Here is a 24580-nt window from a genome sequence, read left to right as displayed (position 1 = left end):
TAGTCTTATTTATTTTATTTTATTATTCAGTAAAGCATCTTTATAGGGTATATGCAAGCTTTTATATATCCTACAGGCTACGATCGGCATGTAGCTATGTTTTCCATGACCCCCCAAAAAAATCGCATAGCCGCAGTAGGCCATTGTTGCGGTTGCGACAAGTTCACATCCAAAGCTAAAATTCGCTTTTTTATGGAGCAGTTTTTTTTGCTCTTGTAGATAATCTGCGTTACTTTTTAAAGAATCTGTACGCCCAGCTAACGCTTCTGTTCTTAGATGACGTGCATTTGCTTGAGAAGTGCGTATGAGGTTATCACATGCGAGGTTATCACATGCTTTGATGCCTTGAGCTCTGATAATTCCAGCGTAATTTGCACGCATTTGATTAATTTTTTCAGAATATTTTCTTGTTTTTTCATTATTATCGCGTATATCTTTTTCGATTGATCGTGTCTTTAGGCGCCATGTAAAGCTAGCATTAAGTATGCTCTTATTATAATAATCATCGTGATATAAATTTTTTACAGCGTTTATATTGTTTTCTGCAGCAATGCACAAAGTTTTTGTTTTTTCAAGCAACGCATATTCTGATGCCGTTTGAGAGTATTTTATATCCATACGTAAAGAAGCTGCAGTGGTCCACAATGAAATTAACTCGGTATATAATTTATCTATGTCAGGTGTAGTGCTGCGATCAGTAATTATTTTTATATGCGGTTGAGGTTGATGATGCATGGTTGTTTGCAATTCACGTATTTTTGCATCAATGCATTGAGCTTCTTGGTGAATCTGTTTGTATCGATTTTCATAGAAAGTTTTGTCTTGTTTATAAAAAAACAATGGCGTAATTACACTTGGGATTATTAATAATGGCGAAGTCATGACGCATGCCGCGCTTGCATCTGCTATAATATCAAATCTTTCGGTACATGTAATCGCGTAATAACCTCCAATGCATAACGCTCCTATGATTATTCCTGAGCCTGATCCTATGCGCATACCTAAAATATACGAATCTTTTGTTGATGGTGGTAGTTTATTCCAGAAATTGCCTGCAGTGGCCAGCCAGCTTGTTCTTGTCCCATGAGTTGCATGCGCTGGCGCAATCACTCCTGATAGTACTATTATTAGCAGTATTTTTTTTAGCATTTTCGCTTTGATTTTTTGAAAGTTTTTTTAAATATGTATAAATACACGCTTAATGGTATAAATGTTCAATAATAAGTCAATTAGAAAGCATGCTTAATAAAAGTGCGCAGCTGGGCACAAATATTATTGTGCCTACAAAATCAAAACGCTGCTTTTTACACAGAAATTGTTTGCGCTCTTGAAGAAACTGCATATGCATATCTATATGTTTTGTGCGCTTTGTTATCTCGTTTGATCCAAAGTGTGTTGCGTTTGCGTCTAGAGTTAAATTAGATATATTGTCAGCTGCATGTTCATTAAAAAATTCTGTTTTCGCTATATTATTATCTTCTTTTGCTTCTTCTATATCTTGAGATATTTTGTTTTTATTTTTATGCAGTTTATTTATTTTTTTATCAATTTTGCGTATCCTTGAGCGCCAGCATCTGCTTGGAATCATGATATACCAAGCGTAATCATCATCAATATGCTTGTACTGAGTCTTATGCAAATCTTTTGCCAATTTTTTTATATTGCTTGCTGCAATATGCAATGTTTTAGATTGAGCATAATTAACACTGTTTTCCCAATCATAGCTTGCTGCTTTAAATGTTAAAGCGGTAAGTTCGGGATTATATAATTTCAATATAGCATTGTATAAATTGTTATTTTGTTCTGATTGTGAGGCGCATGCGGTAATAGCGTTGTTTATTTGGGGATCACCTGCCTGCGCTCTTAATCTGTTTATTTCTTGATCAATTATAAGAGCTTCTTTATGAAGTGTTTTATACCATTTTTTATACAAATTCATTTCTTCTTTATAAAAACACAACGAGGTTAAGTCCGCAATATTTATCAATCCTATTAAAGCAAATGACCTGCCGCATGCTATAATAAAATCTACGGGCTGAGTTGCATGCGCTGGCGCAATCGCTCCTGATAGTACTATTATTAACAGTATTCTTTTTAGCATTTTTATGCCGTGACTTTCTGAAAGTTTTTTTTAAATATGCATAATCACACTTAATGGTATAAATATTCAATAATAAGTCAATTAGAAAGCATACTTAATAAAAGTGCGCAGCTGGGCACAAATATTATTGTGCATGCAAAATCAAAACGCTGCTTTTTACGCAGAAATTGTTTGTGCTCTTGAAGAAACTGCATATGCATATCTATATGTTTTGTGCGCTTTGTTATCTCGTTTGATTTAAAGTGCATTGCGTTTGCGTCTAGAGTTAAACTAGATATAAAGATAGGATATGGTATATTGTCAGCTTTATGTTTATTAAAAAATTCTGTTTTCGCTATATTATTATCTTCTATTTTTTGTCTATTATCCTCTTTTGCTTTTTCTATATCTTGAGATATTTTGTTTTTATTTTCATGCAGCTTATTTATTTTTTTATCAATTTTGCGTATCCTTGAGCGCCAGCATCTGCTTGGAATCATGATATACCAAGCGTAATCATCATCAATATGCTTGTACTGAGTCTTATGCAAATCTTTTGCCAATTTTTTTATATTGCTTGCTGCAATATGCAATGTTTTAGATTGAGCATAATTAACACTGTTTTCCCAATCATAGCTTGCTGCTTTAAATGTTAAAGCGGTAAGTTCGGGATTATATAATTTCAATATAGCATTGTATAAATTGTTATTTTGTTCTGATTGTGAGGCGCATGCGGTAATAGCGTTGTTTATTTGGGGATCACCTGCCTGCGCTCTTAATCTGTTTATTTCTTGATCAATTATAAGAGCTTCTTTATGAAGTGTTTTATACCATTTTTTATACAAATTCATTTCTTCTTTATAAAAACACAACGAGGTTAAGTCCGCAATATTTATCAATCCTATTAAAGCAAATGACATGCCGCATGCTACAATAAAATCTACGGGCTGAGTTGTGTGCGCTGGCGCAATCGCTCCTGATAGTACTATTATTAGCAGTATTCTTTTTAGCATTTTTATGCCGTGACTTTCTGAAAATTTTATTAAATATGTATAACGCGTACTTAAGAGTATAAATATTCAATAATAAGTCAATGAGTTAAAAAATACGCTATTCAGGATCCTTAAAACCTTTATCATATTGAGAGAGTACTTCTCCCATAATTGACGAAGAAATCGTTTCGGAACGACTCGCAATTGTTCGTAGATGCAGCCTATTACAGAAAGAGTTTATATCGGCAGCCGTCATACTTGTTATGCGTTTTCCTAGACCACGTTCAGGCGTTTCGTTTTTAAATTGCTCTAAAAGATCAATGGCTGATTGGGTGCGCTTAAGCCCTTTAGCTTTAAGCCGTTCTTCCAAAATTTTTACATTATCACTTGAGCTGGCCGCCTTTATTTTAATATGATTTCCAAGTCTTCCCGATCGTATCAAAGCGGGATCCAATTGACGAGGTAACCTGTTCGTAATTCCAATAGTCACCACGTATCTTTGCTTTATTGCTCCGTCTAACAGTGTAAGAAGTTGAGTGAGGGTGTCGTAGTGATGTCCATCTGATCCAGAAAAATGGTCTCGGCTCAGTCCGTAAACATCTATTTCATCAAGCGCAACCACGCAAAAAGGGAGCTTGTTTTTAATAGCATGATTTTCTGCGGCTTTATAGAGCTCGCGCAGATATTCTTCTGTTCTTCCTACTTTTTCGTTTGAAAGTTCTACAAAAGGCTTATAAAATACAGGCACCCCTTCCCCGGCCAAGGCGCGTACAAGTTCAGTTTTACCAGTCCCTGGTTCACCGTAAAGAAGACAATTTTCAGGAAGCAATTTATTGCCTGTGGTATCGGTATATAGTAATGGATTTTTAAAGTTATCAAGAAGATCCTTAATTTCTTGAGGAATCGTTCTATTAAGACTCTCAAATGTTCTGTCGCTTTCTAAAGGTTTGATGACGCGCGTTTTGATTTTTACCTCTGGTTTCCACAGCGTTTTGTAGGCTACCATGCCACTCAGAGTGAGCATCGTAAGGCTTATGCCGAGAGAAATTGTTTCTTTATGGCTAGCAATAAAATTTTCTAAGGTAGATAGTGCGCCTATTGTTTTAGTCACACGCGGAACACATAAAGTCAATAAGAGAAAGATTGTTATTATTTTTTTCATGGATGTAAAATTTGTAAATTTTTCAAGTATTTTTTTATATCTATAATAGGCTACAAAATATTTGAAAAATAGCAACCTGTATTTTTAATAAACCAATGCTCAATTCTGTATCTACAATCTTATTATTATGATCTGAATTGATAAGGGTATCCCATCATGAGCGTTAAATTGGGCGGTATGGAGCGTCCAGTTGCGAGCTGTAGCCCAGACGGTATTACTAATAAAGCTACCCAATCGTATATTGATCCTGATGTCATTATGTCATCTAGCTTTTTTCTCAATGGAGATGATTTAAGATTCTCTTGGTTAATGAGTGACGAAGCGTTTTGCCTTTGTCTAGCTGTTGTTGCTTGGTTTGCCGTGATACTGGTAGTGTTAATGATTTCATCAATCGAATTGATCTCTGTAGTCGTTTTTTGGCGAATTGTACCTGATTTTATGGCACAGCCTGCTCCGACACACAATAAAGCGATGCCTATGACTGTTTTATATGGCGCTTCGTTAAATCTATTGGAAATTGCGTCCCAGGCAAAGCTGTCAGCCCAGCTTAACAAATTTTGTCCAATGTTTTCAGTGGCTTGTAATGGCATGATTGCTACTGACACGAGTATTGCTGAAAGTGTGTGTTTTAATCTATTCTTCATAATTTATAACCGCTGTTAATTAATTATAATTTTTATACATATAGTATATATAATACATGGGTTGCATACATCGTCAAACTGAATTATTGTCAGATAAATGGTTAATGTTAAGGCTATTTTATAACTCGTCTTGATAGAATGGGTACAGGTCGACAAAGACCAAACCCCTGAATAAGTCAGGTCGAGGCTCATGGCTTCCTCCAAAAACAGCCAGCCAAAGAGGGCGGCAAATAAGGGGCGGGTAAAGCCGATTGAAGTTTATCTGCGCTTAAGCAAGAATTTAGTTGTATGTTTTTTCATTTTTAAGTTTAAATTGAAAAAAGTCGCTAGCGTTTAACGTTTTAGGATCAATATTAGCAGGTTCTTCTCTTTTTATTACGCCGCCACCTTTTAAATTTTCAATCATTAAAATACTCGTGTGGTTCATCGTGTCTTTTTGATTCATAAGCTGAGTAGGTCTAATATATACAAATACAGACTCGTTTTTTAAGAAATCTTGTAATGTATCTATTATGTAATCCTCACCAGAAAGTCGCTCTTGAAGTGCAAGATTTTGAATATATAATTTCGTAGCCAATGCAAGTAGGCCAACCACGCCAATACTTGTTCCAGCGGCTAGCTTATCAGATGAAGAACTAAACCATGTTGATGGGCTCCACCAGCTCGATTCGCTATAATTACATGACAACAAAAGACAACCAACAAAACTATATATTATTTTCTTCATAGCGACCTCTGTTTAATTTTATCAGCATATACATTATATAAGAATATCGCATAAAATTACCAATTGTCAATTAAAATTATAGATAGCCGGCCGAAGAGGGCTGCAGGCGAAGATAATAAATAAGCGCAGGTGAAAACCTGCGCTTATTTATTGTAATTTATACTTTTTTAAGACCCAATTCTGTGTAACTCGAGCGCTTGTTGAAAGATTGTTGAAGAAATCACATCTTTATCGTGATAGCGTGTGAGTAGGTTTGCAGTGTGGGCGATTGCGGGAAAAGTAGCCGTTGATAAATCTTGTATTTCAAGTTCAGCTAGGTCTTTATTGCATGCGTCCGAACACTTAAACCCCGTTTTTTCTAAGGCTGTCATCAAAATTTCTGTTTTTTCTTCTTGAGTAGGATTTTCAAGTTTAACATGATACGTAAATCTTCCTGGTCTTGTTAACGCTTCATCCAGTTCCTTGGGGTCTACGTTAGTAATACCAATAGTTACTACGCGTCGTTTTTCTATTCCCGCTCCGTCCATAAGGGTAAGCAGTTGATTAATGACCGCATTTTGATGCTTTGATTGTGAATTATTTTCTCGAGGTCTTCCATAGGTATCTATTTCGTCTAATACGACGATACTAAATGGCATTCCGTTATTTATGGCATAATTTTCTGCATTTTTATAGAGATTGCGCAGATTTGCTTCAGTTTCTCCTATGTATTTATCAGCAAGTGCTGCTGCAGGCATATAAAACACAGGGATTCCTTCTCCGGCCAAGGCGCGTACAAGTTCAGTTTTACCCGTCCCTGGTTCGCCGTGAAGCAGAATGCCTTGAGGGATTATTGTTTGTGGGGTTATTATAGGCTGATTATTGCTTTTAAAATAGCTCGTAATACGTTCATAAATTGTCTTTTCTTTCACAACAATAATATCCTGTTGTGAGGCGGGTAATATGTATTTCGAAGGATTATTAAAGCAATCTTGAAGTATTTTTATGAGCGTCGGGATGTCTCTTTTAAGGTTTTCAAATTTTACACTGCTTTCCAATGGAGCTTGTAGCGCTTCCATTGCATGCATTTTGTTTGCGTAGTGATAATACCCATAGGTGCAAGCAATACTCCCAGCGCATAGACCTATTTTTATAATTTCTAGTTCTGCTGGTGATATATCAATTGATCTGCTCGTCTGTGGAGCGCAAAGTACCATAAAAAGCGCACCCAGTATTGTTTTTTGTATTGTCTTCATAATCTATAACCTCTTTTTTAGTAATATTATGTATTTTTACTTATATAATATAGTGTATAGATTTTTATAATTATGTCAATTTGAATTATTTTAATAAAATCTGGTCTTGATAGAAGAGATGGGGGCTGAGGCGGCAAAGAGGGGATAGGGTATTTAGTTTTTGTGGCTTAATCTAATTGATCAAGTAGATTAATTACTGGTTTGAAGCTCGCTACGCCTAAGCCAATTGTAGCTGTTATTTGTAATATCCTTTTATAATGAGAAATTTTATGTAATGTTTGATGAGAAATTCCAAAAATATTGTGTGCAGCCTTGTGGCCGTCAAGACTATTTCCGTCAATAGTTATTGGCAACAAGCTCATTATCTCGCCGCCTATAGATGCTAACGCGGCAATAGCTAATGGCAGTTTTATCATAGAACCTTGCGAATACTTAAAGATTGCCATTGCATATGCTATACCAAAAAGGGGTCCAGCCAAGCTTACAATGCCTTCTTTATACCCAGAATGCTCAATGCGGAGCTCGTTGTAACTTTTAGAAGAAAGAATATTGAGCGATTGTAATTTTACTCCCCCTATTTTCGCTATCGGTTTTGTTGATCCATTATCAAATAATGTAATATTTAATGGCTCTTTAAAAAGAGCTTTATTTGCAATAGCATGTCCAAATTCATGGACTACCTCGAAACTTGCATAAGCTAGTCCAGCCAAGCCAACAGAAGCCGTTGCTTTGCCTATAGTTGCCAAGAGCTCTTGATTATTCATGCCATAAGATTGTGTTGAATAGGCCGCAAGGCTTAAGAATGCGAGTGTATTTAAAAATAGATTCTTTTTCTTCATAAAACCCCCCAAGAATAAGCTTTTTTAATATATATTATAATTTTATCATATATATTCTATTTGTCAATTAAAATACGGCTTTTAGAGCTCGTCTTGATAGAAGAGATAGAGGCCGATAAAGACCAAAATCCCTGAATAAGCCAGGTCGAGGCTCATGGACTCCCCTAAAAACAGCCAGCCAAAGAGGGCGGCAAAGAGGGGGCACGTAAAGCCGGCAAAGGCTAAAAACGTTGCTGTATAGCGTTTTAAGAGGTATCCATAGAGGTTATAGAAGAAGATATTACCGGTGATTACTATAAGTAGGGTGAGTTGCAGGAAAGGCCATAGGTTGCTGACCGGGGCAACGGTATCCCAGTGCTCAAAGCCCCAGGAGGTAAAGAGGGCGGCGGCACCGCCACCGAGCATGCCAAGGCCATTGACCATAATAGGGGAATAGTGCCTGTTTTTGATCAATTCTCTCAGTAAAATCCAGCCATAAGCCCCTGAAGATGCCGCAAGTAACATTGCTATATACGGAAAGTAGCCATAGGAGCTCAAAGCCCCTGCTGAACATGAGCATTGATAAAAGATAGGTATCAGGGAAATGGCTCCCAGAGCTAATCCCAGAGCTTTTTTGCCGGTAATTTTTTCATTAAACCAAAAATAAGAAAAAAGAGCTGATATAAAGGGGGTTAAATTATAGATAAATGCTGACGTTATACTGGTCATATACTGTAAAGCCCATAAATCTAACACATAAATAATATAAATATGGAAGATAATAACCTGCAAAAAGAGCCCCCAATCGCGCGGATCGATAGTTAGCTTTTTTCTATTAGTAGCTATGTAATAGCCATAGAGCAGGGAGCCGCCGATCAACATGCGTATCGCTACGTAAAAAATAGGCTTACTAAACATTAATACGGCTTTACAGATCGTAAATGTAGAGGCGCAGAGCGCGTATAAGAGTAATATGAGTATCATGAAATCATGTATCCTTGTCGTAATTCTTCATGGTAAAACAGATAAACACCGGCGGCTACCAATACAGTTGCTATATAAAAATGACCAGAAACAGCGATGCCAAAGAACAACCAATCATATAACGCCGCAAAGAATGGGCCCATGAGGCCGCTAAAGGCCATAAAGGTTGCCGTATACCGCCTTAATGAGTAGGCATAGGCGCTATAACAGAAAATATTTGATATGAGGGTTATGACTATAACGATCCCTAAAAATGGCCACCAGCTGAGTACAGGAGTGGGATTCCAGGCTTCGCTCAATAAAGAATGCCCATACGATAATAAGCCGCCCAGGACCATACTGAGGCCATTGGCCAGGGTACTATCCCATTGCTTATGACGAACAATGTCCTGCATAATGATCCAGCCATACACGCTTGCCATAGTCGCTATAATGAGCGCAAGTTCAGCGGTTGATATAAAACCTACGCGTGTTAGATCGAGCTCTCCGCAGGATGGTGTGAGCATAATAGGAATAAAACCTGCAAAGCTTAGGCCAAGACCTAACCACTTTTTGTAGGTCATTCTTTCGCCAAAATGGAGATAGGCAAAGAATGCTGAAAAGAAGGGGGATAAGTTATATAAAAAACAGGTTTTTGCGCTCGTCATATACTGTAAGCCCCAAAACTCAAAGGCATTAGTGAGATAAATATTAAAAACACCGAGCAGAAAAACATGCCATATAAAACTTTTGGTAAATGCTTGTTTTTCGCCCCTCAGGAGCCAATAGCCAAGCAAAAGCGTGCCTCCTAAGAGCATGCGCAAACCGATGATAAAAAAAGGAGGACAGGAGCGCAAGGCAATCTGTCCTAATGGGAATACTAATGAAAAAAGTGCATTGATGAGAATAACGAGAATCATATAACCTTTACTGTGCAACCCTGAAAATATATCTCTCTATCTGTCTTATTTAGTATACGAGTATTGCCATATTACACAATATATTTTGCCCTCAATTGACAATATTTCTCATTGTAATATACTTGTTATTAAATACAAATAAAAATTAAAAAATGGAGAGTTACTATGGTTATTTCTTATAATTATTCTAGAAAAATATTATTAGGTGTGCTGGTCGGTTTAACAGGCTTGGCTTTAGGTGCTCATTGGTATACTCATCAAAAAAAGAGCGCTTATTATCATGCTACGCCTCACACTATAGAGTCCTGTACGGCATCTGTACATACGTTTTTGCAACAGCTTGATCATCCAGCCTGGCAAGAAGTTAGTGTACAGCTTACTGACGACGTGAGTTATGCTACTGATAAAGACATTTTTATTAATACTAATCATAGAATATTGGGTCCATTAGAATTTGTTGTAGCGCATGAATCCGGTCACGTTGCAGCAGATCATTATAATAAGAGAAATGATGATAGTAACGAGCTTTCTATAGAACAGTTACGAGAACAAGAAAAAGAAGCTGATCTTTTAGCGTGTACCGTACTATATAACTTAGATAAGATAGAAACTATTTATCAAAGAATAGCCAATTTGCAATTTGGCGTTGATAATAATTGGGAAACCTCTGAAAAAGCGGCTCTTGATGATCATCCATCGTTGCAAGAAAACGTTGAGTATATGAAAGAATTTTTGAAGAACAAAGGGCTTTCTGATCAAATTATAGAAGATAATATTCAAAAATACATGCCGTATTTTAACATGATTTTTAATAAAAGTTACATTACTCTAGTAGAAAAATCAGGCACGGCGTCAGCTTCTGAAGAAGCAACTATGCTTGCTCAGGAGTTTTTAGACACATTGGATGTTCCATTGCGCTGGTTGATACGAGTAAAGGCATCAGAAAATACGTGTGCCACTGCATGGCATATATGGATTAATGAAGATCAACACCAAGGTTGCAAGTCTTTTGCACTTGCTCATGAATGCTCTCATATTGCGCTTAAGCATTGGACCATAAAAAATGAAAAGCCTCTTTCTCTGGAAGAATTGCGAGTGCAAGAAAAAGAAGCTGATTTGCTAGCCTGTTCTTTGCTGCACAATCTCAACAAAACAGATGGTATTTATGAACGTCTAGCGTACTTACAAGTTTGCCATAGTCGTGGCTTTGAAACCCCTGAAAAGGCTGCCGCTAGCGAGCATCCATCAGTTCCCGACACTATTATGTATATACAAGAGTTTTTAAAGAGCAAAGGTATCGCTGAAAACGCTATCGATTCATCCATGCAGCCTTATGTAGAGCATTATAATAAGCTATTTGGCAAATAGAATTAATCGATTATAATTAATGTTAAACAATATATAAAAATTAATGGTGAAATTGTGAAAAAAATTATTTTACTAACAATGTTTTCTTTTGCTGGCAATCAAACGTACGCGAGCGTTGATTATAATAATATACCTCAAGCTTTATTGGCGATGGGATGTGTATACGTGGGGGCCAGAGTCCTTGGTACATTCGGTTTACTTGCTCATGAATTTGGACACGTTTCAATCGGTTTTTTATTTGGAAAAAAAGTTGAAAAAATATCAATTGGTGAGCCAGAAGTTGGAAAATCATCAGCTGCAAAACTCTCAATAGGCCCTGTTGAAGTATATCTGGGTGAAATTTTAAAACCAGTACTGCTTGATGGTGATACAACATTTGCAGGACAGTCTCAAAGGACGCCGGTCAAGAAAGATTTTTTAGTAACGACAGCGGGTCCTTTAGCGGGCTTTGCTTTTTGTTATACTCTTCAGTCCGCAGCGCAATCTTTTGCGATTTCTCCTCAGGCGAGTTTTTTAACAAAGTGGGCATCTTTTGGAATATGTGTAACGAGTGGTTTAGAAGCTCTTAACCACCTCCGCGATATGCGCCCAACTGGAAATTTATTTTTTGAAGCAGATCCTAAGGATGATACTAGTGATAATACATTGATGCAAAAATGTATTTCTGGAAAATTTATAACATCTTATAAGATTGGGATGTATGCCGGTATTGGCGCATTAAGCGCCCTGAGTATCAGGAAGGCTGTAAAAACATTTCAAGGGATGCACTAGCCTAGCAAAGTGCAGTTTGACAATTTTTTGAAAAAATATAACATAGAGTATATAAGTATAATAGTTAGAATATTAAAAAAAGGTTATAAATTATGAAAAAGTTAATTTTAAAAACGGCTACATTATCAGCGTTATTATTAAGTAGTATTTCGGCTTGTACAGAAGAAGAAACGGTAAAAGTTACTTTTTATAATCGGACCGCTAAAAAATTTTATTTGGTTAATGAAAAAGAAATGAAGTTGTGCGAAGAAAATGCTTTGCCTGAATCTAATTATGGAAAATGGGTACCAGCAATTTTAAATCATAAATATAACTCTGATGATGTTTCCCGTTATGAGTTTATTAAGCGGAAATTTATTTCTGAATATTTTAAATCCATTCCTAGGTCAGAACAACCATTTGTAGAATTTAATCATGATTGTGACGAGATGGAATTGCCCGCAAGAGAATTTCATTTGTCGAAAATAGGAGATTTTTGTTTTGCACTATTGGCATTTAAGCATTACGAAGATAATAAAATATATTATAAATACCTTGCGCTTCCCGCCAGCACCAACAAAGTCTTGATTTTATACTCTGCTGAAACAGACGAAAGTCAGGTTGGAATCGTCCAATTTTCTCATGATGTTGACGGGAGCATCGAAGACTCGATTCGTTTCCGTGAAGAATCAGATCCTGAGTTTCATAACGAAAAAAAATATTTCTTGAATTTTAAAAAATATTTGGAAAACTTAAAAGCAAAATAAAAAGATATTTGTACTTGTTTTACAGAAGAGAGAGTTGGTGAATGCCAACTCTCTCTTTATTGCAAAGCGTCTTTGACTTGTTGATACGTTTCAAGCGGCAAGATCATAATTATAAAAATAATTAATTTTTAATGGTTGGTATATTTTTGTGATTAATCTATAATTAACGACGTTAAAAAACAAAACGTTATAATTGGGAGTAAGCATGAAAAAATTGTTAATACTATATTTGTTGTTGTGCGTACAGCGGGCCGTTGCTGTCTTTGCATATATTCATAATAACACGTCTGACTCTATTGATGCCGTTTGTACTATTGTCAGAGATGATGCGACGACAACGGTACATATGAATATTCCGCCAAAAAAATTTGAGATTATTCCGAGTAGCGGTAGTACCGTTCTTACCCATGTAAAAGTTGTTGGATCAGGATCAATTTTGGGAAAAGTACTCGATATTGATACAATTCCTGAGCATCCTTTTGGCTTTAAAATCCATCATCATCAAGACGCGGATATTTTTGCGTATACCATGCACGATGAAACACCCGGGAGTAAGCCTGGATTAAAGTTTTCGATTATTGATTTTTAAAACTATATAAATTATGAGTGCAAGGGGAGCCTCCGGCTCCCCTTTGTGTTTAGTTACTTTAAATTATTATTAATAGCGGTGAGGGCGTCAAATGCAGGGATAGTGTCATTACTCAAATCCCAGACCATAGCGCCGCCAAGACCTTTTTGTTTTATATATTGTGCCTTAATGCCCAATGATGTTTCATTTTCATAACTGATAAACTCAGCATTTGCTGGATTATGAAGATAGGGCACTTGGCCAAGTGCGTTCCAGTATTGATTATACGTCGAAAGTAAATGCTGTTTTATATCAGAGAAGAAAACAACACCGGCTTCTGATGTATTTGGAAGTTGCACTACCGTTCCATGACCAGCTCCTGTATACGTACTAAAGAGACCGTCCGGAGTTGAGTTGGCACCAGCGTACGATCTTCCGTACAATGGCATCCCCAGAACAAGTTTTGATGCCGGCACCCCCTGCGACAGATAATAATTAATACAGCTATCGCCATTTAAGAGTGCATCAGCAGAGTCTGGCGCATAGAGTGGTGAGAGTAAGCCGGTTGTAGGGTCTCCCCAAGGGCCATGATAATCGTACGCCATTATATTGATCCAATCAACATAAGGATGAATTTTTGATAATTCAATATTTGTATAATTCCAAGGGCCTGCAGGTGCAGCAAAGGTAAGAATAAGTTGCGGTGAATGTGCTTTAAATGCAGTTCCCAATTCTTGCATTAATGACGTAAAGTTTTGGGTATCCTGAGGATTGCCCCCTTGTGGCGCGTACGCAGGATATTCCCAGTCAATATCTATCCCATCAAATGAATATTGCTCGCAGAATTTTATACAATTATGCACAAAGTTTGCGCGCGCTTGTGGGTTGGCCGCCATAGGTGAAAAATTATTTGATAATGTCCAGCCGCCGACAGAGAGAATAGTTTTTAGATGTGGATGCTGCTGTTTAATATTGTATAGTTGACCAAAGTTGCCCGCATACGGCTGAGACGATGACGTGTATGCATCGGTATATCCCGTGTCTGCCCATGAGTCAAAAAGAAGAATATTCCCATTGGTATCATAATTACCAAAGGCATAATTTAAGTGAGTGAGCAATTGTACGTTAACATTAATAGGTTTAAACGCCGACGGTGTTCTATATATTGCCCAGTTTGGAAAATAACCAACAACTTTAAAAGCCCCGCTTGTTGTGCCAGTAGTACCAGTCACACCCGTACTTCCTGTTACGCCGGTGCTGCCGGTAGGCCCGGTGACTCCAGTAGACCCGGTAACACCAGTTATGCCAGTAGATCCGGTTATGCCCGTTGCACCTGTTACTCCAGTAGCGCCTGTTGGGCCGGTTGGATTAGTAATTCCAGTAAGTATAAAATTTTGTGGTGTGTGCAACGCACCGGTTGCTACAAAGCCGACACTTGTTTGGCCACCCGCCATTAATGTGCTTTGCCAAGAAGGTGCGGTGACCAGGTATACATTATTTGGTTGCACAGAAAAACTTGCACCCCATAAACTAGTCAGTTGATTATTGAGTGTAAAACTAAAACCCCAATTATTCCAAGACGCAGAAGAATTATTAACGATCTGTATCTCTCCCTGAAATCCGCTTCCCCATGATGCAGTAGTAATAGGAGTTATGATGATTGCTCCGTCGGCAAATGGCACTTGTAGTGCGTGCATCTGCAGTGCAATCAGTAAGATGCTGTATAGTATAGTACGTTTATACATAGAATTCCCCTTTCTAGGTACGGTTTAAAAAGAACTTGCTTGCATATATTTTTTATCAATCGAATAATAATATTTACCATCATCATATATAATCAAACGGCCTCCCGTTCTAATCGGCGAGACTTCTAATGGGACGCTATATGTTGTAGCGTTATTTTTGTTTGCTTGCATTTTATATGACCAAGAAACGGTATTGATACCGTGGGGCCTCGGACGAATTTTTCTTGCTTGCTTGGATCCAATTTCTAATGGCTTGAGCTCTTTTTTTCCTGCGCTTTGATAGTCGAAGATTATTGGCGTTTTTGCCAAATTAGTTATGCGCAGCGTACTTGCATTGATCATGATTGGCGACAATAAAATTATTATTCTAATTTTCATATTTCCCCTAGATCAAAAATACTTATTGATGACTATTATATAATAATACTTTTGCGGTCGTTTTTTCAATATTTTTGATCAAAATTTTTTTAAAAAAACGATAACAAGAATGAGTTTTGCCAAATCTTTTTGTCATGTCTTGATATTTTAATCGATACAACAACTCACCACCATTTATAGTTAAATTTGTTTTTTATGTGTATTTTTATAAATTTTATAATTATCAGACTTTTTAATTTAATGCATTATTCTTAATAGTGTTGATTTTTTTAACTAAAAAATTATAAAATTATATTAGAGTATTTTTTGAAGCGTGTAGAAAAATGATGCATAAAGATTTATAGGTATAGAAGAAAGAAAAAAGTGATTATTGATATAATATTAACTTTAAAACTAAGATGTTTCTTATGTCAAAATATAAGTGTTTTGTTTAAATTGAAGCTTTCAAAAATTATCAGACATTATAATATTGGAATTGATATTTTCTATGTCAATAAATTAGGAATTGTTGACATAGAAAACGATTATGCTTAAGAATAAGGGGTTTTTCATGGTATATTCAGTGTTGATTACGGGAGCAAATAGAGGTATTGGCTTAGAATTTGTACGACAATACGCTCATAAAAAGTATAAGGTTTTTGCTACCTATCTCCCTGGTGGAGATACTCACGAACTCGAAGAGCTTGCTCAAAATTATCCAAACATCAAACGTATTCCTATGGATATAACTCAAGAGAATAATATTGCCCAAGTTGCCCAGCAACTCATTAATGAAAAAATTGATATTCTTATTAATAACGCCGGTATCTTTGGGAGCGATCAAGACTTAGAACATATTACTGCTGATACCATGATTGCAGTCTTTACTGTTAACGCTATCGGTCCATTATTAGTTACCAAGCATTTTATGAATCATGTAGCAAGCAGTTCTTTAAAAACGTTGGTGGCTATCAGTAGCCGCCGGGGCAGCATTTCTTATATATTATCAACGGGAAAAGAGCTGGAAAGTACTTTTGCTTATAGCGCCGGCAAAGCAGCCCTTAATATTATTATGAGTAAGATTGCCTTAGAAACACATGACGGCGGCGTAAAGACATTATTATTTCATCCTGGTCATGTTAAAACAGCCATGGGTGGTCCAAACGCTGAAATAGAAGTAAATACCAGCGTGTCAGGCATGATTAATGTTATAGAAAAGAGCGCCTCAAAGACGATATCTTCGCTTAAGCAATTTTTTTATAATTACGACGGCACCCCGATGAGCTGGTGAGAAAAATTAATTATTTTCTTGTTAAAATATATAAATAATTGCTATTATTAAATTAAATAAATAACCATGCGTAACGTATACCTAGGGGCAGATATGCGTAAAATATTTTTATTTTTTATAATAAGTAACTATTGCTATGGCGTTACTGTCTTATTGGACCCTGGTCACGGCGGGGCATTCGACGGATGCGTCAGTTTTAGTAAAAAATTATTAGAAAAAGACATAACGCTTGATATTGCCCATCGCATAGGTGCGTTACTGAAGAAGCGAAACATAACGCCTGTTTATTCGCGAACGACAGACCGGCATTTTAATAAGCAACTTGATAAAAACACTCATTTTAATCCTGATGCTATAACTGATGCTCAAGAAAAAGTTTTTTATACACATCATCTCACTACAGATCTTACAGAACGATCTAAAATTATAAAAGACCAGAAGCCTGATATAGTAATTTCACTTCATGCAAATTCTGGAAGTAAAGCAATGCGAGGCTTTGAGCTTTTTATCCCCTTTGAAAAAAAGTTTTCCACACGATCATACATCTTAGCTGCATACATTCATCAGGCGCTTGCCCATAACACAGAACAGGACTGGTTGGGCACCATGGGTAATCTTAATATCCGAGACCGCGGCATACGACAAGCCCGATTTAATGTTTTAAGAAACCTGTCTTGCCCTGCTGTACTTATAGAACTTGATTATATAACTCATTCTGAAGTTGAAAAAAATTTTCTATCGACAGCTTACAAACAAAAGCTCGCTCAAATTATTGCCGATGCGATCATTGCCTATATACAAGAAAGCAAAAAAATATGAAAAAATATATTTTTGTAATATCACTCAGCTGCGTATTTAATAGAATAGATGCACACGTAATTCTCAAAAATATAACCAATAATACTCCCAATAAAATTTTACTCTACAAAGCCCCTTTTAGCGCCGCATATACCTTTCAACGGCCGTTTTCATGGCTTAAAGCCGGCCAATATAAAAAATTTTATGTACCATTAACGCATAATTTACAACTTAAAATAAACACACATCTCAAAGATGTATATTTTAAAACGATTGCTTGTGACACCCATAATAATATTATTACTTGCAAACTAACTACCCCCATATCGCACGAAAAAAATCATATCTTAGCAAAAGACACGATCAATATTAAAAGCAACCCGGCAAAAAACTATGCTCTAGAGATAGACTTTGCCGGTGAACATTTAGAAAAAACACAATTGCGCATACTACCAAAAAGATGCGTACGCTCATAAATCTCTTTATTTTATAACTATTACACATATATACTGTAGAGTATCATACTGCTCTATCATATAATAAAGGGGTAATAACGTGGGAGTTTTCATGAAAAAATTATTATATATTAATTTATTATTACATAGCATATTCACATGTACATACATGCCACATATACACGTTTTTGGCGATAGCCATGCCAATTGGTGTTTTAGTAATAATGGACAACGAGAATACGTACTTGATTACAATAACCTACAGATACCCTTTTCAGTACATTGGATTATTGGCAAAACAATGCATGGGGTTGGCAAAGATGGACTGCAAATACTCAATCTCCGTAAGTATGGCGTTCAAGAAAATGACGTTGCACTTTTTACTTTTGGAGAAATAGATGCTCGTTGTCACATTGGCAAACAGAGAGATGAACAAAAGAGAGATCTCAATGACATTATTGATCTGCTTATTATGCGTTATCTAGAAACAATCAATCAAAATAGAGCGCTTTATAAAAATATTTATTGTATGGTCATGGAAGTTATACCCCCAACAGATAGATGCAATAATATACAAACGCCGTTTTATGGAACGCTAGAAGATAGAATTGCGATTACACGTCTACTTAATAAAAGGCTACGCGCCGCTTGCTTGCTCTATAATATACCATTCCTGCAGACGCATGATATTTATGCAAATCAAGATGGCTCATTAAATCACGCTTTGAGCGACAACTGCGTCCATGTCGGCATGAAGCACAATCATCTTATTAAAAAGCGTTTTATCGAGCTCTTATTGTCAATTTATTAACACATTGTATAACGCTTGTATGCGACATATCCATATAAGCCTAGCACCACAGGAATAGCTGTTATAAAAGAAGCGTCATAAACAGAATTAATGACTTTCTTATAGCCCTGCTGGCGCCGTTCTTCTTCAAACTTGCTTAACTCCTGATTAGATTTTTTACATTGAGCCCCTTTTTGTGCCTCGCTTGTTCGTTGCTGCACCAGAAGCTGCCCATTAGCAACCCTGTTACTAGCATAACTGCGTTTAATACTATCATCGACGTCAACGCAAAATCCGGTAAGTGTGGCAATACTTGCGATAGTTAAAAAAGACAGACTAAGAGGCATAACAAGTTGCGATGTTCCAATGTGCGGCCAACTACCATAACGAGATACCACAGCAAGTGGTGCGCCCAATGCAAGCCCCATCCCACACATAATGCCAGTTTTTGTTGGTGATGCAAAAAGCAACAAGTTCTTGAGTGAAAAATCTGATACTCGCTTATTAACTTGATCATGAAATTGTTTACCTGAAACACGAATACCTATTTGATTTGCCGTTATCCCATACGTAACAGCAGCGCCCGTACATAAACCAACTATTTTAAGATATTCGCCTGACTCATGCATCGGTTTTGCCATCTGCGAAGCCAACAAACATGTCGTAAGAATTATTTTATGCATTTTTATTCTATTCATTTTATTTTATTAATTAACACATTGCATGACGCTTATATAGAGCGTACCCACACAACCCAATCCCAGTAACCACTGCTGTCTTATAGGCCATCGAGTGTGCCCTATCAACTGCGATCGATTTATTCATATTGCGTGCTTGTGTATCATGCGGTTGCCTTTCAGCAGCGCTTGCAAAAGATTTAAGTCCAAATGCTGCACAGCCCGATAGAGCTGATACCGTTGCCACAGTTCCCACGGCAACGCCAAGAGGCATAATAAGTTGCGATGCCCCAATTTGCGGCCAACTACCATAACGAGCTGTGAAAGCAAGAGGCGCTCCCAATACAATCCCCATCCACCATGAGGTATCTAATCCCCATAGAATGCCGGCGTTTGTTGGTGATAGAGAACGTAACAAGTTCTTGGCTGAAGGATTTAATGCTTGCTTATTAACTTGATCATGAAATTGTTCAACCGAAACACGAATGCTTATTTGGCAGGCCGTTATCCCATACGTAACAGCAGCGCCCGTACACAAACCAACTATTTTAAGATATTCGTCGGGCTCATGCATCGGTTTTGCTATATGCGAAACAAATAAAAATATAGTACACATTATTTTATGCATGTTATTAATCTCTAAAATTTGGACTAGAAGACTTTTAACTTAACGTTGTTTAATAGTAATTGTTTTAATAAAAATATCAATGATAATCTTATTAGTTCACAAAAAATTACAAATTGCAGCGCAATAATAAACCCCTCGAATAATATTCACTGTTTATATAATCTCTCCGTAATAAATACCCAAGTCTGAGGGGCCGAATGGGTATGGCAATAATGTGCCAATTGTGGTTGCGGTAATTGTTGCGTCTTGTCGTAGAAAATATATTTCGACAGCTGTATCATTATAACAATTTTCCCAGATAATTTGCAGGCAGTGGCCGCAGCACCCGCCGGTCATAATGGTATTAATTATTGAGTTTTCAAAATCAGAAAGAGCACATCGCACATCCGCTGGAGCGGCAACAATAACAATGCGTTCTATTTTTACTGATCCTTCAGCAGCAATCATGTTGTCTATGGCATTTTGCTCTGCATGGGTTGTCTGAGTATAGCTGCAACGTTCGACATTGCAGCCGGCATATATTGCGCCGCTTTTACTTTGAACAGCAGCACCAACGGAGTATTTTGAATATGGTGATTGAGCATTATTACGAGCATGTAATGCCGCATTTATCAAGTTTTTATCTATTTTCAACATTTTGATTTGATCCTCACATAAAATTCTTATACGTTGCAATTCTATTAAGCCAGCCCTTCAGCCAACGCTCTTCATGCCGTTCTCGCGGGGCATTGGCTACGCGCAGCCGTAAACGTTCCTGAGCCGCCGCAGAAAAAGCTTGCACCGGATCGTGCACATTTGAATCCATAGCAATAAGCACCTGCAACAATCCCCATCCCTGTCCAGCATACTGCTCATGTTTATCAAGGCCAGACCCTTTAAAATTAAGATAATCGAGCAACGCATAACGGCCTGCGGGAATAAGCATAAGACTATCTATTTTTTTTTGTATTATTTTTTTTTGTTTTTTATTAACATGCTTTTGTATATCTATAAGCGTTTTTTGCAATTGTATCAGCATAAAATCAGCTTGTTCAGATATAGTGCTATAAATAAAATCATGTAACTCTTGCGTTGCACCATCCACCTGTGCGCGTAAGAACTCTTCTCGAGACGACCATGGACATGCTTGTTCTTGTATCTTGCCAGGTAACTTGCTCTTTTTTTTGCGCATATAGGCAATAAATTCAGGAAATATTTCTTTAAAATGTGTTACGTGCATTTGCGGGTACCAAATAAAATGTCCAATCCCAAGGGACAGAAAGTCTTCACCTTTATTCCACCACAATAATTTTTTTGTATCACAACCTGACTCATTGCGCCAAATAGCGCGCGCAATAGTTTGCAGCTCTTGCTGCGCTATTTTTTCTTGCGCAAAAAATAGCGCGTGTGAAAAACAAAGTAATACACACATGTTACATAGAGCGCGCACTATTTTATACCCTTTTCATGCAGCAAAGCGCTCAACATTCGTTCAGGAGCCGCTTCCATACGCTTAGATCTTTCGATATCACCAAGATATAGCTCTGTCGTGGCCGCAGCGTTATGTCGCATGGCCAACTGCACTTCGTATAGTGATGCCCCAGCAGTAATAGATAAAACGCCAAACGTGTGGCGTAAACTGTGTGCAGTTAAGCGCCTGCTATTAAGTCCAGATTTTCTTAAATACTGCTTTATTAAACGAGATAAAGAAAACGTAGTAATTCTCTTGCCATTATTTCTATCACTCACTGATCCAAAAAGTGGATCTTTTTTGCTACCTGCTTTTCGTGTACGCAGGTATATCAGTAATGGATCAAGCGTCTCCTGTGTTAACACCACAAAATCATCTTTGCCGTCACGCCCCTTGCCGCGCACCCACAATACCGCCTCGTCACCCTCTATCACTAAATCAATAATATCAGCGCGAGATATTTCGATGAGTCGTAACCCTGTTCTTACGAGAAGATTAATTAAGGCAAAATCTCTTTTACCTTGTAACGTCGAAATATCTATCGCATTAAAAATGCGTTGCACCTGATCAAGTGAAAATGAGTCTTTGTGATGGCTTTTTGTTGATCGCTTTGCGCCTTTAATACCACGCGCAATATTGGGATAGAGCATCAAGCCTTCTGTCCACTCAAAAAACTTACGTACAGCTACCAGATAACTAGAGCGTGTGGGCGGCCTGAGGCCTTTTGCATCAAGCGCCTCTTTATAGGCAAGAATAGTCTCCCGCGTAGGGCTTTTTATTTTTTTTGCCGTAAACCATATAAAAAACTGATGCAATGAACGGCGATACGTCATACGTGAGCTCGGCGCAACGTCAAGTGACGCAATAAATTTCTCTATCAGCGCTGTTAGACTTTGCTTGAGTTGTTGATTTTCTAAATGTTGTAATTCATATTCCATATATTCCCACATGTTTGTTATCCAATAATAAAAATAACAAAAAAGAAATTAAAAAAACAGAGATTATTTTTACAAAAAATGTACAATAATAACAAGAATATTATTGATCTACACGAACGATAGGATATATCATGTTAAAAAAGTTTTTATTTCTATTATTGATACCAGTGCACATAATCTGCATGGAAAATTTTAAAAATTTTCTGGTGTCTCTGTCGCCAAAAAATTCACCAACATCTCGTAAAAATACAAACAATGAAAAAAAAGCAGAAAAACTTGAAAAACAAAAGACACAACAAGCAATCAAGGCAATTTGGTTTAATCATCCAAATGAAGCAATAAGACAAGCCTGGCAACAACAACTACTTACCGGCTTTACGCATGACCCATTAAAAATAATTATGGTAAGCACAGAGTCTCGTGATTATTACTTAAATTACCATCCAAAAGATAACCGAGCACCGAAATTAATAGCCCACTTTGAACCAACAACCAAAACAGTTATAACTTATATCGATGACCAACCTGCATTGAGTACATCTTACGAAGAGTTTTTAGCTATTTTTAGAAAATAATAATTTAGTAAATAGAATATAAATATAAAAAACAAAGGCCACCTGATATCAAGTGGCCTTTGTTTTTTAGTGCATTCAGATAGAGCGTCAAAAAACTCTACAGAAATATAATAAAAACAGAGATTATTTCTATAAAAAATGTACACTAACAACAAGTATTATATAAATCAATAAATCTAACAGGATATCCCATGTCAAAAAAATCAAAAAATATTTTTTTATTATTATTAATGCCAGTAAACATATTAAGCATGTATGAAAGCGCGGCAATAGCTATAAAAAAACAGCTCCCAGAAAAAATAAAAGCGCTGGAAAAAAAAGAAGAAAAATATCTTTTAATCAAGCAACGGTGGCTCAATCACCCGTTACGTGAACAAATAAGCTGGGATAAACAACTATATACTGGTTGGCCGCACGACCCTTTGAAGCAAGTGACCACAAGTGGCGAGTATCACGCTTATTATTTTCATCGTAATAAACAGAAACCGGAACTAATAGCACATTTTGATCCACTAGAAGAAGAAGTTACGACATATGTTACTTCTTCAAAAAAAATCACTATATCATATGACGAATTTTTACACATTTTTAGAAAACAATAATATTGTTTAATTAATTTTTATTGGCAATCAGATTAATAATATCTTGGTTGCCAATTTTTTTTGCTTCTTCCAGCGCGTGTAATTTTTTAAATAATTTAAGGCTATCTTGAATTTTAGTAGCTTATAAGCTAAAATTATAATATGAGCTTAACAAAAATCATTATCTACAAAACAAATACTGGAAAAGAACCGTTTACCCGATGGCTACTTGATTTGGATAAGATGACAAGATCAATTGTTATCACCAGATTAAAGCGAGTTAGTTTGGGAAATTTTGGTGACAGTAAATTACTCAAGCAGGCAGATGGTGTCTGGGAATTAAGAATTGATTATGGCTCCGGCTATCGAATATATTTTGGAAAACAGGGCAATACGATAATAGTTTTATTAGTCGGGGGAGATAAAAGGACCCAAGATAAGGACATAGTTAAAGCTCAACGGTATTGGCTTAATTATAAGGAGTCAGTGAAATGACAAGAAAAAAAGTAACCTATAGAGACTTTCAAGAATTTTTATTAGAAAATCTTCAGGATCCCCAGGAAGCAGCTGCGTATCTTAAAGCAGCACTCACCGATGAAGATGAACGTGTTTTTTTATTGGCCCTGCGTGATGTCTTAGAGGCCCGTGGAGGCAACATCACTGATTTATCAAAAGAGACCCATTTAAACAAACAAAATCTTTACCGAATGCTTTCTAAAAAAGGCAACCCGCGCTTTGCTTCATTAAAAACGGTCTTGCATGCCGTTGGCTTTGAAATTGATATAAACCCAATAAAAAAGTGATTTTGTCGGTAAAACTCAATTAAGTTTATTGGCAATCAGATTAATAATATCTTGATTGCCAATTTTTTTTGCTTCTTCAAACGCATGTAATTCTTTATGATAACTTGGCTCACTGTGACCTTTTTTCGTCGTTTCTTCATAGCTTATACCATTAATATCAGCTCCGTGGTCAAGTAGGATCTTAACGAGAGCGGAATTGCCTTTCCTAATAGCAAAAATAAGCGGCATTGTAACCCGCTTCTCTTGCAACTTATAACCATCTATTATGACTATGTCAGGTTCATTAACAGATACTAGTCGACTTTGAATAAGCTGCAAAACAGCTGCGCTATCATTTTTTTGTATCGCAGAAATAAGCGACTCTTGTAGCTGCCGATGTACTACATCCTGAGCACTCAGATTATTAATTAATACACACAACCCCAAAGCAAGTACACAATATAATTTCATAGAGATTCCCCTTCTTATGATTAAAATTATATCAGTAATTAAATTAAT

30 protein-coding genes are annotated in these 24580 nt (G+C 36.7%); 12 read left to right on the top strand and 18 right to left on the bottom strand.

Going from position 1 to position 24580, the window contains the following annotated elements; genetic code table 11:
• Nucleotides 1-9: 9 nt before the first annotated feature.
• The 10 genes from WC707_02320 to WC707_02275 form a co-directional block, all read right to left on the bottom strand.
• Complete coding sequence (locus WC707_02320; GenBank protein MFA6065995.1) at nucleotides 10-1149, bottom strand: hypothetical protein; 1140 nt, start codon at nucleotides 1147-1149, stop codon at nucleotides 10-12.
• A 76-nt stretch (nucleotides 1150-1225) separates the two neighbouring features.
• Nucleotides 1226-2101, bottom strand: coding sequence for a hypothetical protein (locus WC707_02315; GenBank protein MFA6065994.1), 876 nt, complete (start codon nucleotides 2099-2101; stop codon nucleotides 1226-1228).
• Between the two features lie 77 nt (nucleotides 2102-2178).
• A complete protein-coding gene (locus WC707_02310; GenBank protein ID MFA6065993.1) occupies nucleotides 2179-3093 on the bottom strand; it encodes a hypothetical protein in 915 nt (304 codons plus the stop codon).
• Nucleotides 3094-3190: 97 nt separating this feature from the next.
• Nucleotides 3191-4234 (bottom strand): ATP-binding protein, encoded by a 1044-nt coding sequence (locus tag WC707_02305; GenBank protein ID MFA6065992.1) that lies wholly within the window; start codon nucleotides 4232-4234, stop codon nucleotides 3191-3193.
• Nucleotides 4235-4359: 125 nt separating this feature from the next.
• A complete protein-coding gene (locus WC707_02300; GenBank protein ID MFA6065991.1) occupies nucleotides 4360-4878 on the bottom strand; it encodes a hypothetical protein in 519 nt (172 codons plus the stop codon).
• Between the two features lie 280 nt (nucleotides 4879-5158).
• Nucleotides 5159-5605: a hypothetical protein gene (locus WC707_02295; protein MFA6065990.1), complete on the bottom strand. Its 447-nt coding sequence runs from the start codon at nucleotides 5603-5605 to the stop codon at nucleotides 5159-5161.
• A 167-nt stretch (nucleotides 5606-5772) separates the two neighbouring features.
• Nucleotides 5773-6840: an ATP-binding protein gene (locus tag WC707_02290; protein ID MFA6065989.1), complete on the bottom strand. Its 1068-nt coding sequence runs from the start codon at nucleotides 6838-6840 to the stop codon at nucleotides 5773-5775.
• Between the two features lie 167 nt (nucleotides 6841-7007).
• Entirely contained in the window at nucleotides 7008-7679 is a 672-nt protein-coding gene (locus WC707_02285) for a hypothetical protein (protein ID MFA6065988.1), read from the bottom strand.
• An 81-nt stretch (nucleotides 7680-7760) separates the two neighbouring features.
• Nucleotides 7761-8642, bottom strand: a complete 882-nt coding sequence (locus tag WC707_02280) for a DMT family transporter (GenBank protein MFA6065987.1) — start codon at nucleotides 8640-8642, stop codon at nucleotides 7761-7763.
• Nucleotides 8639-9541 carry a DMT family transporter gene (locus WC707_02275; GenBank protein MFA6065986.1) on the bottom strand — a complete coding sequence of 301 codons (903 nt, stop codon included), beginning with the start codon at nucleotides 9539-9541 and terminating at the stop codon, nucleotides 8639-8641. Before WC707_02275 ends, WC707_02280 begins: the two co-directional genes overlap by 4 nt.
• Before the next feature lie 165 nt (nucleotides 9542-9706).
• Here WC707_02275 and WC707_02270 point away from each other — a divergent pair, with 165 nt between their 5' ends.
• The 4 genes from WC707_02270 (at nucleotide 9707) to WC707_02255 (ending at nucleotide 13015) form a co-directional block, all read left to right on the top strand.
• Complete coding sequence (locus tag WC707_02270) at nucleotides 9707-10909, top strand: ImmA/IrrE family metallo-endopeptidase (protein ID MFA6065985.1); 1203 nt, start codon at nucleotides 9707-9709, stop codon at nucleotides 10907-10909.
• A gap of 54 nt (nucleotides 10910-10963) precedes the next feature.
• Nucleotides 10964-11680 (top strand): site-2 protease family protein, encoded by a 717-nt coding sequence (locus tag WC707_02265; protein MFA6065984.1) that lies wholly within the window; start codon nucleotides 10964-10966, stop codon nucleotides 11678-11680.
• A 92-nt stretch (nucleotides 11681-11772) separates the two neighbouring features.
• Nucleotides 11773-12426: a hypothetical protein gene (locus WC707_02260; protein MFA6065983.1), complete on the top strand. Its 654-nt coding sequence runs from the start codon at nucleotides 11773-11775 to the stop codon at nucleotides 12424-12426.
• A gap of 205 nt (nucleotides 12427-12631) precedes the next feature.
• Nucleotides 12632-13015 (top strand): hypothetical protein, encoded by a 384-nt coding sequence (locus WC707_02255; protein ID MFA6065982.1) that lies wholly within the window; start codon nucleotides 12632-12634, stop codon nucleotides 13013-13015.
• Nucleotides 13016-13068: 53 nt separating this feature from the next.
• Here WC707_02255 and WC707_02250 read toward each other — a convergent pair whose 3' ends face one another.
• Both WC707_02250 and WC707_02245 read right to left on the bottom strand, forming a co-directional pair.
• Complete coding sequence (locus WC707_02250) at nucleotides 13069-14739, bottom strand: glycosyl hydrolase family 18 protein (protein ID MFA6065981.1); 1671 nt, start codon at nucleotides 14737-14739, stop codon at nucleotides 13069-13071.
• Between the two features lie 24 nt (nucleotides 14740-14763).
• Complete coding sequence (locus WC707_02245) at nucleotides 14764-15117, bottom strand: hypothetical protein (GenBank protein MFA6065980.1); 354 nt, start codon at nucleotides 15115-15117, stop codon at nucleotides 14764-14766.
• Between the two features lie 550 nt (nucleotides 15118-15667).
• On the opposite strand from WC707_02245, the gene WC707_02240 reads away from it, so the two are divergent.
• The 4 genes from WC707_02240 (at nucleotide 15668) to WC707_02225 (ending at nucleotide 18451) form a co-directional block, all read left to right on the top strand.
• On the top strand, nucleotides 15668-16387 hold the full coding sequence (locus tag WC707_02240) for an SDR family oxidoreductase (protein ID MFA6065979.1): 720 nt from the start codon (nucleotides 15668-15670) through the stop codon (nucleotides 16385-16387).
• Between the two features lie 93 nt (nucleotides 16388-16480).
• Entirely contained in the window at nucleotides 16481-17206 is a 726-nt protein-coding gene (locus tag WC707_02235) for an N-acetylmuramoyl-L-alanine amidase (GenBank protein ID MFA6065978.1), read from the top strand.
• A complete protein-coding gene (locus WC707_02230) occupies nucleotides 17203-17661 on the top strand; it encodes a hypothetical protein (protein ID MFA6065977.1) in 459 nt (152 codons plus the stop codon). Before WC707_02235 ends, WC707_02230 begins: the two co-directional genes overlap by 4 nt.
• Nucleotides 17662-17752: 91 nt before the next feature.
• Complete coding sequence (locus tag WC707_02225; protein ID MFA6065976.1) at nucleotides 17753-18451, top strand: SGNH/GDSL hydrolase family protein; 699 nt, start codon at nucleotides 17753-17755, stop codon at nucleotides 18449-18451.
• Here WC707_02225 and WC707_02220 read toward each other — a convergent pair.
• From WC707_02220 to WC707_02200, 5 genes are all read right to left on the bottom strand, one after another.
• Entirely contained in the window at nucleotides 18448-19113 is a 666-nt protein-coding gene (locus WC707_02220) for a hypothetical protein (protein MFA6065975.1), read from the bottom strand. The genes WC707_02225 and WC707_02220 overlap by 4 nt on opposite strands.
• A 28-nt stretch (nucleotides 19114-19141) precedes the next feature.
• Nucleotides 19142-19735 carry a hypothetical protein gene (locus WC707_02215; GenBank protein MFA6065974.1) on the bottom strand — a complete coding sequence of 198 codons (594 nt, stop codon included), beginning with the start codon at nucleotides 19733-19735 and terminating at the stop codon, nucleotides 19142-19144.
• A 153-nt stretch (nucleotides 19736-19888) separates the two neighbouring features.
• The gene (locus tag WC707_02210; protein ID MFA6065973.1) at nucleotides 19889-20371 is read right to left on the bottom strand and encodes a hypothetical protein; all 483 of its coding nucleotides are present in this window, start codon (nucleotides 20369-20371) and stop codon (nucleotides 19889-19891) included.
• A 13-nt stretch (nucleotides 20372-20384) separates the two neighbouring features.
• Nucleotides 20385-21146 (bottom strand): hypothetical protein, encoded by a 762-nt coding sequence (locus WC707_02205; GenBank protein MFA6065972.1) that lies wholly within the window; start codon nucleotides 21144-21146, stop codon nucleotides 20385-20387.
• 17 nt (nucleotides 21147-21163) lie between these two features.
• On the bottom strand, nucleotides 21164-22123 hold the full coding sequence (locus WC707_02200) for a tyrosine-type recombinase/integrase (protein ID MFA6065971.1): 960 nt from the start codon (nucleotides 22121-22123) through the stop codon (nucleotides 21164-21166).
• Between the two features lie 131 nt (nucleotides 22124-22254).
• Between WC707_02200 and WC707_02195 the strand changes: the two genes are divergently transcribed.
• The 4 genes from WC707_02195 to WC707_02180 all read left to right on the top strand — a co-directional run bounded on the left by WC707_02195 (nucleotide 22255) and on the right by WC707_02180 (nucleotide 24082).
• Nucleotides 22255-22698, top strand: a complete 444-nt coding sequence (locus WC707_02195) for a hypothetical protein (GenBank protein ID MFA6065970.1) — start codon at nucleotides 22255-22257, stop codon at nucleotides 22696-22698.
• 191 nt (nucleotides 22699-22889) lie between these two features.
• On the top strand, nucleotides 22890-23300 hold the full coding sequence (locus WC707_02190; protein MFA6065969.1) for a hypothetical protein: 411 nt from the start codon (nucleotides 22890-22892) through the stop codon (nucleotides 23298-23300).
• Nucleotides 23301-23441: 141 nt separating this feature from the next.
• On the top strand, nucleotides 23442-23774 hold the full coding sequence (locus WC707_02185) for a type II toxin-antitoxin system RelE/ParE family toxin (protein MFA6065968.1): 333 nt from the start codon (nucleotides 23442-23444) through the stop codon (nucleotides 23772-23774).
• Complete coding sequence (locus WC707_02180) at nucleotides 23771-24082, top strand: addiction module antidote protein (GenBank protein MFA6065967.1); 312 nt, start codon at nucleotides 23771-23773, stop codon at nucleotides 24080-24082. The genes WC707_02185 and WC707_02180 overlap by 4 nt, the downstream gene beginning before the upstream one ends.
• Before the next feature lie 15 nt (nucleotides 24083-24097).
• Here WC707_02180 and WC707_02175 read toward each other — a convergent pair whose 3' ends face one another.
• Entirely contained in the window at nucleotides 24098-24532 is a 435-nt protein-coding gene (locus WC707_02175) for a hypothetical protein (GenBank protein MFA6065966.1), read from the bottom strand.
• Between the last annotated feature and the right edge of the window lie 48 nt (nucleotides 24533-24580).

The sequence above is a fragment of the Candidatus Babeliaceae bacterium genome (genome assembly GCA_041660765.1).
GTDB lineage: Bacteria > Babelota > Babeliae > Babelales > Babelaceae > JBAZVR01.
This window is presented reverse-complemented; position numbering and strand designations above follow the sequence as displayed.

Excerpts from the sequence above, each read along its gene's own strand:
- WC707_02185 (MFA6065968.1), top strand. The coding sequence starts at position 23,442 with ATGAGCTTAACAAAAATCATTATCTACAAAACAAATACTGGAAAAGAA.
- WC707_02300 (MFA6065991.1), bottom strand. The coding sequence starts at position 4,878 with ATGAAGAATAGATTAAAACACACACTTTCAGCAATACTCGTGTCAGTA.
- WC707_02270 (MFA6065985.1), top strand. The coding sequence starts at position 9,707 with ATGGTTATTTCTTATAATTATTCTAGAAAAATATTATTAGGTGTGCTG.
- WC707_02250 (MFA6065981.1), bottom strand. The coding sequence starts at position 14,739 with ATGTATAAACGTACTATACTATACAGCATCTTACTGATTGCACTGCAG.
- WC707_02310 (MFA6065993.1), bottom strand. The coding sequence starts at position 3,093 with ATGCTAAAAAGAATACTGCTAATAATAGTACTATCAGGAGCGATTGCG.
- WC707_02180 (MFA6065967.1), top strand. The coding sequence starts at position 23,771 with ATGACAAGAAAAAAAGTAACCTATAGAGACTTTCAAGAATTTTTATTA.
- WC707_02190 (MFA6065969.1), top strand. The coding sequence starts at position 22,890 with ATGTCAAAAAAATCAAAAAATATTTTTTTATTATTATTAATGCCAGTA.
- WC707_02255 (MFA6065982.1), top strand. The coding sequence starts at position 12,632 with ATGAAAAAATTGTTAATACTATATTTGTTGTTGTGCGTACAGCGGGCC.
- WC707_02210 (MFA6065973.1), bottom strand. The coding sequence starts at position 20,371 with ATGTTGAAAATAGATAAAAACTTGATAAATGCGGCATTACATGCTCGT.
- WC707_02275 (MFA6065986.1), bottom strand. The coding sequence starts at position 9,541 with ATGATTCTCGTTATTCTCATCAATGCACTTTTTTCATTAGTATTCCCA.
- WC707_02280 (MFA6065987.1), bottom strand. The coding sequence starts at position 8,642 with ATGATACTCATATTACTCTTATACGCGCTCTGCGCCTCTACATTTACG.
- WC707_02230 (MFA6065977.1), top strand. The coding sequence starts at position 17,203 with ATGAAAAAATATATTTTTGTAATATCACTCAGCTGCGTATTTAATAGA.
- WC707_02260 (MFA6065983.1), top strand. The coding sequence starts at position 11,773 with ATGAAAAAGTTAATTTTAAAAACGGCTACATTATCAGCGTTATTATTA.
- WC707_02245 (MFA6065980.1), bottom strand. The coding sequence starts at position 15,117 with ATGAAAATTAGAATAATAATTTTATTGTCGCCAATCATGATCAATGCA.
- WC707_02220 (MFA6065975.1), bottom strand. The coding sequence starts at position 19,113 with ATGCATAAAATAATTCTTACGACATGTTTGTTGGCTTCGCAGATGGCA.
- WC707_02175 (MFA6065966.1), bottom strand. The coding sequence starts at position 24,532 with ATGAAATTATATTGTGTACTTGCTTTGGGGTTGTGTGTATTAATTAAT.
- WC707_02200 (MFA6065971.1), bottom strand. The coding sequence starts at position 22,123 with ATGGAATATGAATTACAACATTTAGAAAATCAACAACTCAAGCAAAGT.
- WC707_02285 (MFA6065988.1), bottom strand. The coding sequence starts at position 7,679 with ATGAAGAAAAAGAATCTATTTTTAAATACACTCGCATTCTTAAGCCTT.
- WC707_02320 (MFA6065995.1), bottom strand. The coding sequence starts at position 1,149 with ATGCTAAAAAAAATACTGCTAATAATAGTACTATCAGGAGTGATTGCG.
- WC707_02195 (MFA6065970.1), top strand. The coding sequence starts at position 22,255 with ATGTTAAAAAAGTTTTTATTTCTATTATTGATACCAGTGCACATAATC.
- WC707_02290 (MFA6065989.1), bottom strand. The coding sequence starts at position 6,840 with ATGAAGACAATACAAAAAACAATACTGGGTGCGCTTTTTATGGTACTT.
- WC707_02225 (MFA6065976.1), top strand. The coding sequence starts at position 17,753 with ATGAAAAAATTATTATATATTAATTTATTATTACATAGCATATTCACA.
- WC707_02240 (MFA6065979.1), top strand. The coding sequence starts at position 15,668 with ATGGTATATTCAGTGTTGATTACGGGAGCAAATAGAGGTATTGGCTTA.
- WC707_02235 (MFA6065978.1), top strand. The coding sequence starts at position 16,481 with ATGCGTAAAATATTTTTATTTTTTATAATAAGTAACTATTGCTATGGC.
- WC707_02315 (MFA6065994.1), bottom strand. The coding sequence starts at position 2,101 with ATGCTAAAAAGAATACTGTTAATAATAGTACTATCAGGAGCGATTGCG.
- WC707_02295 (MFA6065990.1), bottom strand. The coding sequence starts at position 5,605 with ATGAAGAAAATAATATATAGTTTTGTTGGTTGTCTTTTGTTGTCATGT.
- WC707_02215 (MFA6065974.1), bottom strand. The coding sequence starts at position 19,735 with ATGCATAAAATAATGTGTACTATATTTTTATTTGTTTCGCATATAGCA.
- WC707_02305 (MFA6065992.1), bottom strand. The coding sequence starts at position 4,234 with ATGAAAAAAATAATAACAATCTTTCTCTTATTGACTTTATGTGTTCCG.
- WC707_02205 (MFA6065972.1), bottom strand. The coding sequence starts at position 21,146 with ATGTGTGTATTACTTTGTTTTTCACACGCGCTATTTTTTGCGCAAGAA.